Below are 14,937 nucleotides of genomic sequence, written 5' to 3'. Positions count from 1 at the left end.
GAGCTGCCCCGGCCGGACGAGACCTGGCTGGACCTGCCCGGTGCGAGCTTCGTGACGCTCATCCTGAGAGGAGCGCTGCGCGGGTGCATCGGCTCGGTGACCGCCCGACGGCCGTTGGGTGACGACGTCGCGGCCAACGCCCGGGCAGCCGCCTTCCGCGATCCCCGCTTCCCGCCGCTCACCGCCGAGGAGTTCGCCGACATCCGCATCGAGGTCTCGGTCCTCACCCCGCCGAAGCTGATCCCGACCGCCAGCCGGCAGGATGCCCTCGCCGAGCTTGTTCCCGGCAAGGACGGCGTCATCGTCGACTGCCGGCAGAACCGGGCCACGTTCCTGCCGCAGGTCTGGCGGCACCTGCCCGACCCCGACCGCTTCCTGCGGGCCCTGATGCTGAAGGCAGACCTGCCGCCGAACCACTGGGACTCCGACACCACCTTGGCGCGCTATCGGGTCTGTTCCTGGAGTGAACCAGTCATCCCACCCACACCCGCATCCGACGTGTTCGGCGCCCCTGACCCCGACGCCGATCGCCGAGAGGAGCAGATGCCCCATGGAGCATGAGGCCCGGTACTGGCACCGTCTGGACGATGGCCGGATCCAGTGCGATCTTTGCCCGCGGGAATGCCGATTGAGGCCCGGCCAGCGGGGCTTCTGCTTCGTGCGGGCGAACGAGGACGACAAGCTGGTGCTCACCACCTACGGCCGCTCGTCCGGGTTCTGCGTCGACCCGGTCGAGAAGAAGCCGCTGAACCACTTCCTGCCCGGCTCCACCGTGCTCAGCTTCGGCACCGCCGGCTGCAACCTGGCCTGCAAGTTCTGTCAGAACTGGGACATCAGCACCTCCCGTGAGATGGAACGGCTGGCCGACGAGGCCAGCCCCGAGCAGATCGCTGCGGCAGCCGTCCAGCAGCGTTGCACCGGGGTGGCCTACACCTACAACGACCCGGTGATCTTCGCCGAGTACGCCATCGACACCGCGATCGCCTGCCGGGCGCGCGGATTGGCGAACATCGCAGTCACCGCCGGCTACGTGAACCCCGAGTGCCGGGCTGACTTCTTCGCCGTGATGGACGGGGTGAACATCGACCTGAAGGGCTTCAGCGACACCTTCTACCAGCAGGTGACCGGCGCCCGGCTACGGCCGGTGCTCGACACCATCAGCTACGTGGTGCACCAGACCGACGCCTGGGTGGAGTTGACCACGCTGCTGATCCCCGGCTACAACGACGCCACCAGCGACCTGCGTGCGATGTGCCGCTGGGTGTACGAGGAGTTGGGCCCCGACGTGCCGATGCACTTCACCGCCTTCCACCCCGATCACCGGATGCGGCACGTGCCGGCCACCCCGCCGCGGACGCTGGTGCGGGCCCGGCTGATCGCGATGGAGGTGGGCATGCGCTACGTGTACACCGGCAACATCCACGACCCCGAGGGCGGCACCACGTTCTGCCCGAACTGCGCCACCCCGGTGATCCAGCGCGACCGCTACCTGATCGAGGCGTACCACCTCGATGGGCACGGTGCCTGCGCGGTGCGCGGCACCACCATCCCGGGCCGGTTCACCCCGAGGTCGGGCAGTGGACGGCTGCGGCTGCCGCACCGGATCGCCATCCCCTGAGCTGTTGGCGGGTCGGGAGGCGGCCGATGGTGCGGTAGCCTCAGGGAAATGAGCGAGAAGCCCTTCATCGAGGTCCCGCAGGGTCCGGCCCCGACCGAACTCCAGATCATCGACGAGGTCGTCGGCGACGGCCCCGAGGCCAGCCGCGGCTCCACCGTCGACGTCGACTACGTCGGCGTCGGCTGGGACTCGGGCAAGCAGTTCGACGCGTCCTACGACCGTGGTGAGCCGCTGACCTTCCGGCTGGGCGTCGGTCAGGTGATCAAGGGCTGGGACGCCGGCGTGCAGGGCATGAGGGTGGGTGGCCGGCGCAAGCTGCTGATCCCTTCCGACCAGGTCTACGGCCGGCGCGGCATCCCCGGCGTGATCGGCCGCAACGAGGCCCTGATCTTCGTCTGCGAGCTGCGCGCGGTTCGCTGAGCGCACCGCCAGGCCACCTCGCGTCAGTCCAGGCCGACCCGGGACGCCCACGGCTGCGGCGCCACCCGGCAGCGGGCCAGCAGCACCCCGGTGGCGTCCCGGTTCAGTGCCATCCCTTCGGCGTCCCAGTGCGCGCGGGCCTCGGCCAGCAGGTGGCCGGGTAGCCGTCCGGACGCGTTGACCACCCGCCACCACGGGGTGTCGGCGTCGGTGGCCATGATCCGGCCCACCTGCCGCGGCCCGCAGCCGACCAGCTCGGCGACGTCGCCGTAGGTGGCGACCCGACCGCCCGGGATCGCCCGCACCGCGCGGCGCACCAACTCACCTAGATCACGCGGGCGCTTGTCCGACATACCCAGATGGTGACATGGCGTCGGTGGTGGGGTCGACGTTGTGTGTTGTACTAGGACGCATGCTCAAGTACCTAGCGGCCCTGCTGGCCGGCGTCCTCGTGCTCGCCGGTTGCTCGGGCTCGGCGCAGGACGCGACGGAGGACACCGCCGCTCCGGTTGCCAGCGCCGATCCGCCCACCCCGACCCCGACTCCCAGCCCGACCCCCACGCCAACGCCGACCCCGACGCCGGTGCAGTTGCCGGGCAACGGCGGCCGCGAACTGCTGCCCGCCTACCGGCTGTGTGGTTTCGTCGGCTACCCCGGTGCCGACGGCCAGGGCCGGCTGGGGATCGGCGCGGTCGAGGACCGGATGCCGGAACTGCACGAGCAGTGCGCTCCATACGCCGGTGACCGCCAGATCATGCCGGTGATGGAGCTGATCGCAGTCACCGTGATGCCGTTCCCCGGCGAGGACGGGATGTGGCGGGTGCGCACCGACCACGCGATCATCGACCACTGGCTGTCGGTGGCCCGTGACAACGACGCGATCCTGCTGCTCAACATCCAGCCCGGGCAGGCCGACTTCCTGGACGAGGTGATGGCCCTGGAGAAGTACCTGGTCGAGCCGGACGTCGGCGTCGCACTCGACCCGGAATGGGCGATGTCACCGGGCCAGGTGCCGATGCAGAGCTTCGGGTCGACCTCGGGCGAGGAGCTCGACGCGGTGGCCAGCTACCTGGCCGACCTGGTGCGCCAGCACGACCTGCCTGACAAGGTGATGCTGTACCACATCCTGCACCCGCAGATCATCAGCAACGAGGACGCCCTGCAGTGGCACGGCGGGGTCGTCCAGATCAAGAGTGTGGACGGCATCGGTGCCCCGGCCGACAAGATCGCCACCTACGACCGCGTCAAGGCCGAGGTGCCGCAGCACGTGGCCATGGGCTTCAAGCTGTTCTACGAGGAGGACCTGGCAGCCAGCGGCTACCTGATGACGCCCGAGGAAGTGATGTGGCTGGAGCCGGTACCCGATTACGTCATGTACGAGTAGCCCACTGCTGGTGGACGCCGCGGCTCACCGGTAGACCGACCGGGTCTCGGCGTCCATCCAGTGCAGGTAGTCAGGCGAGCCGCCGATGATCGGCAGCGCGACGATCTCGGGTGCGTCGTAGACGTGCATCTCGCGGACCTCGCTGACCAGTTGGTCGATCAGCGCGGTGCGGGTCTTGACCAGCATCAGCACCTCATCCTGGTGGTGCACCTCGCTCGACCAGCGGTAGGTGGAGCGGATGTCGCTGACCTGGACGCACGCTCCGAGCCGCCGGTCGATCAGCATGTCGGCGATCCGGGCCGCAAGTGCCTGGTCGGGCGTGGTGATCATCACGACGCATAGGTCGGTAGCTGCCATGGGTGCCTCCCGGGTTCTCGATACCCCCATTCTCGCGAGACTCGCTCGTGCCGGCCCGGCGTAGGCGAATCACGGATGGGTACGCTCATCTGCATGGACGATGACCTGTGCGTCGCGCACGTCCCGATCTTCGCCCGGCTGTCCCGGGCCCAGCAGGAGCAGGTGGCCGGGCTGGCACGCCCGGTGACGGCGGCGCCGGGCGAGGCGCTCTACCAGCAGGGTGGCCCGCTGGCGCCGCTGATCGTCGTCCACCGCGGGCTGGTGAAACTCACCCGGGTCACCCCGGACGGCCGGGAACGCGTCCTGCAGGTGATGGAACCCGGTGACTTCGTGGGGGAGGCGTCGTTGCTGTCCGGTGGCCGTCCCGACCACTCGGCGATCGCGGTCACGGAGGTGACGCTGTGCACGTTTCGGCACGAGGACTTCGGCGGCCTGCTGGTCGGCCATCCGCAGATCGGCTTCGAGATGCTGGGCGCTCTGAGCAAGCGGCTGGCCGACGTCCAGGACAAGCTGGAGCAGACCGGGCAGGAGGTAGGCAGCCGGGTGGCGGACTACCTGCTCGGGCTGCCGGCCGAGCCCGCTTCCGGCGGCATCCGGGTGCGGCTGCCGCTGCCGAAGAAGGACGTGGCGTCCCTGCTCGGCACCACCCCGGAGTCGTTCAGCCGCACGCTGGCCAGGCTGGTGGAGCAGGACGCGATCGCGCTGGACGGCGCGCGGCAGGTTGTGATCACCGACGTGGACGCGCTGAGCGCGCTGACCCGGCCCGAGTAGGCCTCAGGGCCGCTCCCACGGCTCGACGGGGCCGTCGACCTCGGCGAAGATCGGGTGCGGTTCGACGTGCAGCGGCAGCTGGGGCAGCAGATCGGGTGACCGGGCTGTCAGCTTGGCGGCCAGGTGGGTGCGTTCATGGGCCAGTTGACCGGTGGTGACGGTCAACTCCGCCACCGTCCCCGGCCGGCCGATCAGTTCGGTGTTGAACCGGTAGCCCCGGCGGGCTGCCTCGGCGGCGATACCGGCGAGGTAGGCACAGATGGCGTCCTCGGGGTCGCGGGCCGCCCGGAACCGGTGCAGTTGCGGGTGCTCACGGTAGCCGCGCGTCCGACCGGCGAGGACGGCCTGGGCGAGCAGGCCCTCCCGCCAAGCCGCGAGCAGCCCTTGCCGGTCGAGATACTTCGGGTGCAGCGACCACAGACGCACGGGACGATACTAGCGACCAGACCGGGTCAACCGGCGGTGGCCAGGGCGCGCTTCGGGGCGGCCGACACCACCCGGCCGTCCTCGATCCGCACAGTGCGGTCGGCGTACCGGGTGATCCGCTCGTCGTGGGTGACGATGACCGCGGAGGTGCCGCGGGCCTTCATCTCGTCGCGGATCAGCCGGACGACCCTGTCGCCGATCTTCGAATCCAGCGCGCTGGTCGGCTCGTCGAACAGCACCAGCTCGGGCCGGTTCATCAGCGCCCGGCCGATGGCCACCCGCTGCTGCTGGCCGCCGGAGAGCTGGCTGGGCAGGTTGCTCGCCCGCTCGGCCAGTCCCAGCTCCTCGAGCAACTGGTCGGCGCGCTTGCGCAGCTCCGCGCGGCTGGTGCCGGTCGGCCCGAGTTCGCCGACCACCAGCAGATTCTCCCGCGCGGTCAGGAACGGCACCAGGCTGACGGTCTGGAAGACGAAGCCGACCTTGCGGCGGCGGAACTCGGTGAGCTGCTTGCGGCTGAAGCCGGTGATGTCCTCGCCGCCCACGATGACCCGGCCCTCGGTGGGCGACAGGATTCCGCCGGAGATGGTGCACAGGGTGGTCTTGCCCGACCCGGACGGGCCCACCAGGGCGACGATCTCGTCCTGCGCCACCTGCAGGGACGTCCGGTCGAGGGCGCGCACCTCGTTGTCGTCCCTGCCGTAGACCTTGCTGACTTCTTCGAGGTTGAGTGCGTGGTTCATCAGCTTCCTCCGATGGCCTGGGCGGGATCGATGCGCAGCACGGTGCGCAGCGAGAAGACACTTCCGATGATGGCGGCGGTCAGCAGCAGGCCGACCGAGATGGCGATGCGAGCAGGGGTGACCACGAAGGGCAGGCTGCCGGGTGGGATTGCGAAGGCGGCGCCGGCGATCATGGCCAGGCCGACCAGTGAGGCGATCAGGCAGATCGCGATGGCCTGGGTGGCGACACCGGCGAACAGGGCGCCCGACCGGGCCCCGACCGCCTTGAGCACGCCGTACAGGCCGACTCGTTCGGCGGTGAGCAGGGCGAAGAACAGGGCGATGACGACCAGTCCGATAACAGTGGTGACGGCGATGATCTGGTTGAAGGTGGTGCGCTGGGCACTGACCCCGGGGATGGCCTGGCTTGCCTCGTCGAGGGAGAAGGCGGCCAGCCCGGCGTCCTCGATCGAGGTGGTGGCGGCGGGCAGCGCGTCTTCGGCGGCCGGACCGAGGTCGACGACCAGGCCCTGGATGAAGTCACCGGGCACCGTCGAACCGGGACGCGACCCTGCGAGCACGTCGCGCCAGGTGTCCAGGCTGCCCCAGACACCGCCCAGGGACGGGGTCTCGCTGCGGTCGAGGAAGCCCACGATCAGCACCTCCACCCGGCCGGGGCCCAGCTGCAGCACGTCACCGACGGCGTAGTCGCTGACCAGGTCGGGGTCGGCCCAGACCTCGCCGGCTGCCGGTGGGGTGGCCGGCAGCCCTGTCGGGGCGATTTCGTAGCCCCGCACCCGCACCGAGGTGAGTTCACGTTCGTCGCCGCCTGCCAGCCGGGCCCCGACGGTGACCTCGCCGTAGCCGCCCACCACCGGGTCGGTGCCGTCCGCGGTCTCCTCGACGGCCGCGGTGACGGCCTGGCGTTCATCGGCTGTCACGCTGGACGCGTTGAGCACGCCGCGGGAGTCGCTGGACATCACGATCACCTGCCCGCGCTGGGCCTGGATCGAGCCGGTGGACAGTTGGATCAGCCCGTCGAGCAGTGCGCCGAGGAACATCAGCAGCACGGCGATCAGCGAGATGGTGATGGTGGCCACCAGGAAACGGCCCGGGGTCCTGCGCAGTTCTCGTAGCGCGAGTCTCATCGTCCGCCTCCCGGCTTGGTCGCGGCGATCGGGTCAATGGCCAGGACGCGGCGCACCGCGCCCAGCGAGGCCAGCAGGCCGAGGGCCAGTAGGGCGGTGGTCCAGATCAGCACTGCGTTCAGGTCGAAGCTGATCTGCAGCGAGCCGATCTCGACCAGCCCGGCCAGCGCGTAGCAGCCGACGCCCACCGCGATCCCGCCGCCCAGGATCGCCAGCACCTGCAGCAGCAGGGAGCGGACCAGGACGCCGGAGCGGGAACCGACCGCTCGCAGCAGGGTGAGCGCGCGTGACTTCTGCAGCGTGATGATCAGGAAGAACAGGCCAGCGACCAGCGGGACGACGAACCCGAACAGGCCAAGGATGAGGGCGAAGGAGGTGTTCACCTGGGCGGCGCCGGGGAACTCGTCGGCGGCCTGCTGGGCGGTGAGCGGGTCGAGGTCGACCGAGGCCGCCCGCAACTGGTCGATGGTGTCCTGCGCCGGGCCGCTCGGGTCGACCCCCACCAGGTTGGGCAACTGCACCGGGGTGGTCGGGTCGAGCGCGGTGGCCAGCTTCGTCCATTCGTCCCACGGCATCATCAGGGTGGCTCCGACCGAGAGCTGGATGTCGCGGGCCAGCCCGACCACGGTCAGGTCCATGGTGGTGGAGCCATCGGGTGCCTGTTCGACCGGCACCTGCACGACCTCGCCAAGCCGGTAGTCGGCGGCCGATCCGACGGCCTCCAGTTCGCCCTGCGGCAGCCGGCCCTCGGACAGCTCGGCAGGTCCGCCGAGGGCGGCGTCCTGGTAGCCCCACAGGGTTGCTGACACCTCGGCGTCGGGCGAGTTCCTGGTTGAGTCGAGCACCACCGTGCGCAGGCCGATGCCGGCCGAGTCGGCCACCGACGCCGCGTCGCTGATCTCGGTGGCCATGTCGGGGGTGATCACGCTGCCCTGCGGCGCGCGCAGGGCGTCGGTGGCGTAGACCAGGACCGGCGCGGACTGGTTCTTCAGCGCACCGTTGAACGAGGTGACCAGCGCCGTCGCCAGGGCTTGCTGGACGAGGATGAGGAAGACCAGCAGGCTGACGGCCACGCCCAACAAGGTGAACTTGACCGGCGAGCGGAGCATCTCCTTTACCGCCAGGAACATGTGGGCCAGCCTACTTTTCACGACGTGGCGTCACAAACTGATCCAACGTTCAACTGTTCGCCCTCAGCGAAGCTACCGGGGTTGGGGCACAATGGCCCCATGCCGCGCATCGAGGGACAGACGCTGGCCGAGCACCGCAGCCTGGTGCAGGGCCGGATCCTTGATGCGTTCGGCGCCGAGATGACGGTGTCCGGCTTCGCCGGCCTCACCCTGGCCAAGGTGGCCGAGCGGGCCGGCATCGCCCGCAACACCGTCTACAACTACGCCGCGGACAAGAACGAACTCATGCTGCTGTATGTGGAACGCAGCGTGGACGAATTCGTTACCGAGGTCGGCCGAGAAGTCGAGGAGCTGCCCAGCGCGCGGGACCGGATGGAGATGCTGGTGCGTGCCCAGCTCGCCTCGTTCGCGGTCGAGCCCGGAGCCGGGTCGGTGGCCGGCATGCTGGAGGGCGGTTCGCTGCCCGCCGAGGTCTTCGACGCCCTGATGGGACGGCTGTCCCGGCTGCACGGGATGGTTCGCCAGACGCTGGAGTACGGCATCGCGCGCGGGGAGTTCCGTGATTCCGGTGACCTGCAGGCCACCGTCGAGATGGTGGGCGCCGTGATCGGGTCTCAGCGGATGCCGATCGGTGAGGGACGCCGCACGGTGGACGAGGCAACCGCCCAGGTGTGGCCCTTCATCCTGCAGGCCATCACTGCCTGAGCGGCTGCCCCTGAGCATTGCCCTTGCGGGCGGCTAGTCCTCCTCGCCCTCCGCCTGGGAGGGACGATCGCTGCGCGGATCCGGACCCTCCTGGACCGGCGCCGTCGACGGCTCGACGACCTCGTCGGGGTCGCCTTCGGCCGAGGAAGGGCGAACCGGGTTCGGATCGGGATGGTTGCTGGTCACGGCGCTCCTTTCGATCGCACACACGGCCGGGTTGGCTGTTCGACACAGCATAGGAAGGGCCGTCCAACCCCACCAGACCCCTTCGGCTGGGACCGCTCACGCGCACGGGACCGCCGCCCGACAGGCCCGGCCAGCACCCTGAGCGACCCGGGTGCCTCGCCCGGGGCGTTGTGCCGACACCGGCACTCCGCGCGCTCGCCGCGCCGACAAGCGATCACGGCTGCCGAACCTCAGTCCGGCATCTCCCCGAACCGGCTGTAGTGACCCTGGAACGAGACCGGGATGGTATCGGTACGTCCGTTGCGGTGCTTGGCCACGATCAGGTCCGCCTCGCCGGGACGGGATTCCCTGTCGTAGAGGTCTTCGCGGTGCAGCAGGATCACGATGTCGGCGTCCTGCTCCAGCGAACCGGATTCGCGCAGGTCGCTCATCATCGGCTTCTTGTCGCCGCGCTGCTCGGGGCCACGGTTCAGCTGGCTCAACGCCAGCACCGGGATGTCCAGTTCCTTGGCGAGCAGCTTGATCTGGCGGCTGAACTCGCTGACCTCGAGCTGGCGGCTCTCGACCTTCTTGCCGGAACTCATCAGTTGCATGTAGTCGATGACGACGAACTTCAGGTCGTGGCGCTGCTTCAGCCGGCGCGCCTTGGCGCGGATCTCCATCATGGTCAGGTTGGGGGAGTCGTCGATGAACAGTGGGGCGTCCTCGAACGACTTGGTACGGCTGGCGATCCTGGTCCACTCCGCCTCGCCCAGTTGGCCGTTGCGGATCGAGCTCAGCATCACCTCGGCCTCGGCCGAGATCAGCCGCATCACGATCTCGGTCTGGCTCATCTCCAGGCTGAAGAACGCGGTAGCCAACTTGTGCTTGACTGCGGCCGACCGGGCGAAGTCGAGCGCCAACGTCGACTTGCCGACCGCCGGGCGGGCCGCGACGATGATCATTTGCCCGCCGTGCAGGCCGTTGGTCAGGTTGTCCAGGGCCGCGAAGCCGGTCGGGACGCCGCTGAGCCCGCCGCCCCGAGCGCCGATGGCCTCGATCTCGTCGTAGGTCGGCTCGACAAGTTCGCGCAGTGCCTTGTAATCCTCCGATCGCTTACCCTCGGAGACCTCGTAGATGGTCTGCTGGGCGGCATCCACGATGTCGGCCACCTCACCCTGCCCGGCATAGCCCAACTGGGCGATCTTGATGGACGCGTCCACCAGCCTGCGCAGGGTCGCCTTGTCCCGCACGATCTCGGCGTAGTAGACCGCGTTCGCGGCAACCGAGATGGATGACAACAGGTCTGCCAGGTAGACGTGGCCACCGACGCGGGACAGCTCGCCACGGCGTTCGAGCTCGGCGGCGACGGTGACCGGATCGGCCGGCTCGCCATGCCCGTAGAGGTGGATGATCGCGGAGAAGATCAGCTCATGGGCCGGCCGGTAGAAATCGGTCGGCTTGACCACCTCGAGTACTTCGGCGATGGCGTCCTTGCTCATCAGCATGGCGCCCAGGACGCCCTGCTCGGCGGCGAAGTCCTGTGGCGGGGTGCGTTGCACTGCGACACTTTCGGGCGGCGGCTCGTTGTACATGAGACCCTCTCCATTGTGGATCAGGGACGCTAGCAGGGCCCTCCGACAGCCCGCAAAAAGGGTTATCCACAACCCCTGTGGAGAAGGTCGGCTGTCTGTGGAACTCGCCGCGGCGCAGGTGGACAACCTTGTGCGGTCCTTGGGTCAAATCTCAGAGTCGACTGATCAAAGTGGCGTTCACACGGCAGGACGCCGTCAGAAAAGTAAGAACTCCGGGCTTTTTGGCAACCCGGGGGCGGCAACCATGGCAGCAATCTTGACGTCAATCGACTCCGGTTGGCGGGGGGTTTGAAACGGTTTCCACAATCGATGTGGACAAGCCGGAAAGTCGATGCAAGCACGTATCGTAATCGCGTCCGGTGTGCGATGTGGCCGATGGCGCAACTTGCAGTTGCAGGGCCGACTTTTGCGCGGATACCCCCAGGGGGTACCATGCTTGGCATGAGTGCGGACGAAGCCACCGACCTCAGCTTCGCCGCTGAGGGCCAGCAATGCCAGATCCATGGTCACCACCACGGTTACCTGGACAACAAGGCCGGCTACCTCTCGCGGTTGCGCCGGATCCAGGGACAGGTGCGCGGCATCGCCCGCATGGTCGAGGAGGAGAAGTACTGCATCGACATCCTCACCCAGGTCTCGGCGGCGACCAGTGCTCTGCAGTCGGTTGCCCTCGGGCTGCTGGACGAGCACCTGAGTTCCTGCGTCCTGGACGCTGCCCGGCAGGGTGACGAGCAGGCGAGGGAGAAGCTGGACGAGGCCAGCCAGGCAATCGCCCGGCTGGTGCGCTCATGACCAACCGGTAACGAGATCCATCCAGGCTGGGTGGAATCGGCGAAAGGAATCCATGATCACCACGAACTACCGCGTCAGCGGCATGACCTGCGGCCACTGCGTGAAGGGCGTCACCGAAGAAGTTCAGGCCATCCCGGGCGTCACCGATGTCAAGGTCGAGCAGGCCGGCCCGATGAGTGTCGTCAGCGAGGCCCAGATCGACTTCTCCGCCATCGACGCGGCCGTCAAGGAGGCCGGCGACTACGAGGTGGCGCTCGCCTGATGAGTCACGGGAGTAAGGGCGGCATCGACACCGGCACCGTGCCCGGCGTCGCGGTCGGCAATCAGGTCATCGAGTTGGACGTGCAGGGCATGACCTGCGCGTCCTGCGCGGCCCGCATCGAGAAGAAGCTCAACAAGCTCGAAGGGGTGCAGGCCAGCGTCAACTACGCCACCGAGAAGGCCCATGTGGTCGTCCCGGCGCGGTTGGGTGCCGATGAGCTGATCTCGACCGTGCAGGCCGCCGGTTACGACGCCGCCCTGCCCACTCCCGACGCGCCGCCCCGGGACCGGGCGGCCGAGATCAAGCGCCGGCTGGTGGTCAGCGCCATCCTCGCCGTCCCGGTGATCGCGATGGCGATGATCCCGCCGCTGCAGTTCCCCGGCTGGCAGTGGGTCAGCCTGCTGCTGGCCACCCCGGTGGTGACCTGGGCGGCCTGGCCGTTCCACAAGTCGGCGCTGGTCAACCTGCGGCACGGCGCGTCCACCATGGACACCCTGATCAGCCTCGGCACCACGGCGGCCTACCTCTGGTCGGTGTTCGCGATGTTCTTCGGCACCGCCGGCCAGATCGGGATGACCCATCAGTGGTCGTTCTCGCTGGAGCGTGACCACCAGCTCAGCTCGATCTACTTCGAGGCCGCCGTCGGCATCATCACGTTCATCCTGCTGGGCCGCTACATCGAGGCCCGCTCCAGGCAGGACGCCAGTTCGGCGCTGCGGGCGCTGGCCGAGGTCGGCGCCAAGTCGGTCACCGTGCTGCGCAATGGCGCCGAGGTCACCGTCCCGATCGAGAAGCTCGCGGTGGGGGACGCGTTCGTGGTCCGCCCCGGTGAGAAGGTCGCCACCGACGGCGAGGTGATATCAGGCGAGTCGGCGGTCGACAACGCGGTGATCACCGGGGAGTCGCTGCCGGTGGAGGTGCGCGCCGGCTCCGGCGTGGTCGGGGCGTCAGTCAACACCACCGGACGCCTGGTCGTGCGGGCGACGGCGGTCGGCGCCGACACCCAGCTGTCCCAGATCGCCCGGTTGGTCGAACTCGCCCAGACCGGCAAGTCGAAGTCGCAAGCGCTGGCCGACCGGATCTCCGGCATCTTCGTGCCGATCGTGATCCTGCTGGCCTTGATCACCCTGGGCGGCTGGCTGGTCGCCGGCGAGGGCGCCACCTTCGCCGTCACCGCCGCGGTGTCGGTGCTGATCATCAGCTGCCCGTGCGCGCTCGGCCTGGCCACCCCGACTGCCCTACTCGCCGGTTCGCTGCGCGGCTCCCAGCTCGGCATCCTGATCCGCGGGCCGGAGGCGCTGGAGGAAGCGCACCGGATCGACACCATCGCCATGGACAAGACCGGCACCATCACCTCCGGTCAGATGACGCTGGCCTCGGTTCGGCCAGCAGGCGGGGTGGCTGAGGACGAGCTGATGACGGTCGCCGCGACCCTGGAGTCGGCGTCCGAGCACCCCATCGCCCGGGCGATCGTGGCGGCCCACGAGGGCCCGCTGGGCGAGCTCTCCGGCTTCACCAACGTGCCCGGCCGCGGCGTTCGCGCCGAGGTGAATGGCCGCCCGGCCGCCGCCGGCAACGCCGCCCTGATGATCGATCTGGGGCTGCCCGTGCCCGCCGACCTGGCCGAGGCGGCTGACCAGGCCGCCCGGCAGGGGGCCAGCGTGATGCTGGTCGCGCGGGCCGGTCAAGTGATCGGCCTGCTCACGGTGGCCGACCAGGTCGCCCCGAACGCCCCGGCGGCGATCGCCAGGTTCGGCGATCTTGGGCTGCGCACCGTGATGGTGACCGGCGACAACCGGGCCGCCGCCGAGCACGTGGCCGGGCAGGTGGGCATCGATGAGGTTCGGGCCGAGGTGCTGCCGTCCGACAAGTTCACTGTCGTCACCCAGTTGCAGGCCGACGGCACCCACCACGTCGCAATGATCGGTGACGGCGTCAACGACGCCGCGGCACTCAGCCAGGCTGACCTCGGAATCGCGATGGGCACCGGCACCGACGCGGCGATCGCGGCGTCCGACCTGACCCTGATGCGCCATGACCTGATGCTGGCCGCAGACGCGATCCAGCTCTCCCGCCGCACCCTGAACACCATCCGCGGCAACCTGTTCTGGGCGTTCATCTACAACGTCTGCGCCATCCCGATCGCCGCGCTCGGCTACCTGAACCCGATGTTCGCCGGTGCAGCGATGGCATTCAGCTCGGTGTTCGTGGTCAGCAACAGCCTGCGGCTGCGAGGCTTCAAGCCCGCTCGCTGATCCTCCAGGGCAACCAGTTGGTAGCTGCGATGGCAACTGGTTGCACGATTTCTGGTCGCTCGGAATGGCCTGCCCTACCGTGGTTGTTGTCCGAATGACCACAAGAGGAGAAGCAGTTGATCAACATCCTGAGCAAGATCGCCGACGCGTATACCAATGAGCCCGACCCGATGCCCGAGCTGACCTTCGCCCGGTTCGTCAGCAACCTGCTGACCAATCGTGATGGTCTCGTCGGGGCGGACGCATAGGCGCGCTCGGGGAACCAGCAACCGCCCGTCGCCACGTAGAAGTGGCGGCGGGTTCTTGTTTGCCCTGACACTGGCCGAGCGCCGCACCTCGCGCCGGCGGGCACTATCGGCCCATTCGGCCCGAAACTGCCCGCTCCCAGGGCCAAACGCGTGCACTTTCCGTCCCTGGCGCGCGATCGTTCCCGCAGCCACCGTGGGGCCTACCGCACAGGCCCCGGTGTCCTCGTCGGCGCGGATGCCCGGTCGACCCGCCCCGCCGACCGGAGGCACCGAGTGGACGCGGCACTGGAACGCACCTGGTCCTCAGCGATGCTCCTCTGCCAGGGCCCCGGAAGCGATCAGGGCTGGGTTGGAGCCACGCCAGCGCCAGACTCGGGCACCATCCCGTTCAGGCGGCTGGAAACTGCCCGCTCCAAGGACGTAGGGCGTGCATTCTCCGTGCCTGGCGCGCGATCGTTCCCGCAGCCCCCTGGGGTTGGGCGGGTCAACGGCCGGACCACAGCTTCCCCGAGAAAGGTTCCCACAGCCCCAGGGCCGGGCCGTCCGCCGCCGGCTTGGGTGCGGCCGCCGTCGTCTGCGCGACCAGACTGCCCCGATGCCTCAGCGCCGGGCAGCCCCCACCCCCGCACAACCAGTGAGTGACCGCGACAATGCTCGAGCTGTCCGCTCAGGTCGCCGCCCAGACCCCCGGTCACCACGCCCGAGCTCCGCACAACGAGCGGCGGCCGGAGGATACCTCCGACCGCCGACCAGGACCCGAGCGCTAGGTGTTCACCCCGGATAGGTTGGGTACGCGCGCGGCTGGGGGATGTCCCTTGAGCGCGGTGTGGCCTCGGTGGTGATTGTAATGGTGCAGCCATTGGTCGAAGGCGGCGACTCGCTGGGCCTCTGAGGTGTAGGGCTGGGCATAGGCCCATTCCTCGAGCATGATGCGGTTGAACC

19 protein-coding genes are annotated in these 14,937 nt (G+C 69.0%); 10 read left to right on the top strand and 9 right to left on the bottom strand.

Annotated features, from left to right (window positions below):
• The 3 genes from amrA to WBL05_RS00220 all read left to right on the top strand — a co-directional run.
• Positions 1-561, top strand: a 561-nt coding sequence (amrA, locus tag WBL05_RS00230) for an AmmeMemoRadiSam system protein A (protein ID WP_424222988.1), incomplete at its 5' end; no start/stop codon positions are given.
• Entirely contained in the window at positions 551-1,618 is a 1,068-nt protein-coding gene (amrS, locus tag WBL05_RS00225; RefSeq protein ID WP_424222987.1) for an AmmeMemoRadiSam system radical SAM enzyme, read from the top strand. The genes amrA and amrS, both read left to right, overlap by 11 nt.
• Before the next feature lie 48 nt (positions 1,619-1,666).
• The gene (locus WBL05_RS00220; protein WP_424222986.1) at positions 1,667-2,038 is read left to right on the top strand and encodes an FKBP-type peptidyl-prolyl cis-trans isomerase; all 372 of its coding nucleotides are present in this window, start codon (positions 1,667-1,669) and stop codon (positions 2,036-2,038) included.
• Positions 2,039-2,061: 23 nt separating this feature from the next.
• Here WBL05_RS00220 and WBL05_RS00215 read toward each other — a convergent pair whose 3' ends face one another.
• Entirely contained in the window at positions 2,062-2,391 is a 330-nt protein-coding gene (locus tag WBL05_RS00215) for an MGMT family protein (RefSeq protein WP_424222985.1), read from the bottom strand.
• Positions 2,392-2,450: 59 nt separating this feature from the next.
• Between WBL05_RS00215 and WBL05_RS00210 the strand changes: the two genes are divergently transcribed.
• Positions 2,451-3,422, top strand: a complete 972-nt coding sequence (locus WBL05_RS00210; RefSeq protein ID WP_424222984.1) for a hypothetical protein — start codon at positions 2,451-2,453, stop codon at positions 3,420-3,422.
• Between the two features lie 24 nt (positions 3,423-3,446).
• Here WBL05_RS00210 and cutA read toward each other — a convergent pair whose 3' ends face one another.
• Positions 3,447-3,779, bottom strand: a complete 333-nt coding sequence (gene cutA, locus WBL05_RS00205) for a divalent-cation tolerance protein CutA (RefSeq protein WP_424222983.1) — start codon at positions 3,777-3,779, stop codon at positions 3,447-3,449.
• Positions 3,780-3,872: 93 nt separating this feature from the next.
• Here cutA and WBL05_RS00200 point away from each other — a divergent pair, with 93 nt between their 5' ends.
• Positions 3,873-4,550: a Crp/Fnr family transcriptional regulator gene (locus WBL05_RS00200; protein ID WP_424222982.1), complete on the top strand. Its 678-nt coding sequence runs from the start codon at positions 3,873-3,875 to the stop codon at positions 4,548-4,550.
• A gap of 3 nt (positions 4,551-4,553) precedes the next feature.
• On the opposite strand, the gene WBL05_RS00195 is transcribed toward WBL05_RS00200, so the two are convergent.
• The 4 genes from WBL05_RS00195 to WBL05_RS00180 are packed head-to-tail and all read right to left on the bottom strand — an operon-like array spanning position 4,554 to position 7,973.
• Entirely contained in the window at positions 4,554-4,976 is a 423-nt protein-coding gene (locus WBL05_RS00195) for a pyrimidine dimer DNA glycosylase/endonuclease V (RefSeq protein ID WP_424222981.1), read from the bottom strand.
• 26 nt (positions 4,977-5,002) lie between these two features.
• Positions 5,003-5,716 (bottom strand): ABC transporter ATP-binding protein, encoded by a 714-nt coding sequence (locus WBL05_RS00190; protein WP_424222980.1) that lies wholly within the window; start codon positions 5,714-5,716, stop codon positions 5,003-5,005.
• Positions 5,716-6,843, bottom strand: coding sequence for an ABC transporter permease (locus WBL05_RS00185; RefSeq protein WP_424222979.1), 1,128 nt, complete (start codon positions 6,841-6,843; stop codon positions 5,716-5,718). Before WBL05_RS00185 ends, WBL05_RS00190 begins: the two co-directional genes overlap by 1 nt.
• Entirely contained in the window at positions 6,840-7,973 is a 1,134-nt protein-coding gene (locus WBL05_RS00180) for a hypothetical protein (protein WP_424222978.1), read from the bottom strand. Before WBL05_RS00180 ends, WBL05_RS00185 begins: the two co-directional genes overlap by 4 nt.
• Positions 7,974-8,072: 99 nt before the next feature.
• Between WBL05_RS00180 and WBL05_RS00175 the strand changes: the two genes are divergently transcribed.
• Complete coding sequence (locus tag WBL05_RS00175) at positions 8,073-8,678, top strand: TetR/AcrR family transcriptional regulator (protein WP_424222977.1); 606 nt, start codon at positions 8,073-8,075, stop codon at positions 8,676-8,678.
• Between the two features lie 33 nt (positions 8,679-8,711).
• On the opposite strand, the gene WBL05_RS00170 is transcribed toward WBL05_RS00175, so the two are convergent.
• Together WBL05_RS00170 and dnaB are read right to left on the bottom strand one after the other, a co-directional pair.
• Entirely contained in the window at positions 8,712-8,864 is a 153-nt protein-coding gene (locus tag WBL05_RS00170) for a hypothetical protein (protein WP_424222976.1), read from the bottom strand.
• Between the two features lie 230 nt (positions 8,865-9,094).
• Positions 9,095-10,438: a replicative DNA helicase gene (gene dnaB, locus WBL05_RS00165; RefSeq protein WP_424222975.1), complete on the bottom strand. Its 1,344-nt coding sequence runs from the start codon at positions 10,436-10,438 to the stop codon at positions 9,095-9,097.
• A 441-nt stretch (positions 10,439-10,879) separates the two neighbouring features.
• On the opposite strand from dnaB, the gene WBL05_RS00160 reads away from it, so the two are divergent.
• The 4 genes from WBL05_RS00160 (at position 10,880) to WBL05_RS00145 (ending at position 13,995) form a co-directional block, all read left to right on the top strand.
• Positions 10,880-11,230: a metal-sensitive transcriptional regulator gene (locus WBL05_RS00160; protein WP_424222974.1), complete on the top strand. Its 351-nt coding sequence runs from the start codon at positions 10,880-10,882 to the stop codon at positions 11,228-11,230.
• Between the two features lie 52 nt (positions 11,231-11,282).
• Positions 11,283-11,492, top strand: a complete 210-nt coding sequence (locus WBL05_RS00155) for a heavy-metal-associated domain-containing protein (protein ID WP_424222973.1) — start codon at positions 11,283-11,285, stop codon at positions 11,490-11,492.
• A complete protein-coding gene (locus tag WBL05_RS00150; RefSeq protein WP_424222972.1) occupies positions 11,492-13,747 on the top strand; it encodes a heavy metal translocating P-type ATPase in 2,256 nt (751 codons plus the stop codon). The genes WBL05_RS00155 and WBL05_RS00150 overlap by 1 nt, the downstream gene beginning before the upstream one ends.
• A gap of 116 nt (positions 13,748-13,863) precedes the next feature.
• Entirely contained in the window at positions 13,864-13,995 is a 132-nt protein-coding gene (locus tag WBL05_RS00145) for a hypothetical protein (protein ID WP_424222971.1), read from the top strand.
• A 763-nt stretch (positions 13,996-14,758) separates the two neighbouring features.
• Here WBL05_RS00145 and WBL05_RS00140 read toward each other — a convergent pair.
• The coding region (locus tag WBL05_RS00140; protein WP_424222989.1) for an integrase core domain-containing protein at positions 14,759-14,937 on the bottom strand (179 nt) is incomplete at its 5' end.

The organism is Brooklawnia sp. (assembly GCF_049651565.1).
In the GTDB taxonomy this organism is placed as follows: Bacteria; Actinomycetota; Actinomycetes; order Propionibacteriales; family Propionibacteriaceae; genus Brooklawnia.
The sequence above is the reverse complement of the archived record's forward strand: the minus strand, read 5'-3'. Positions and strand labels throughout refer to the sequence as shown.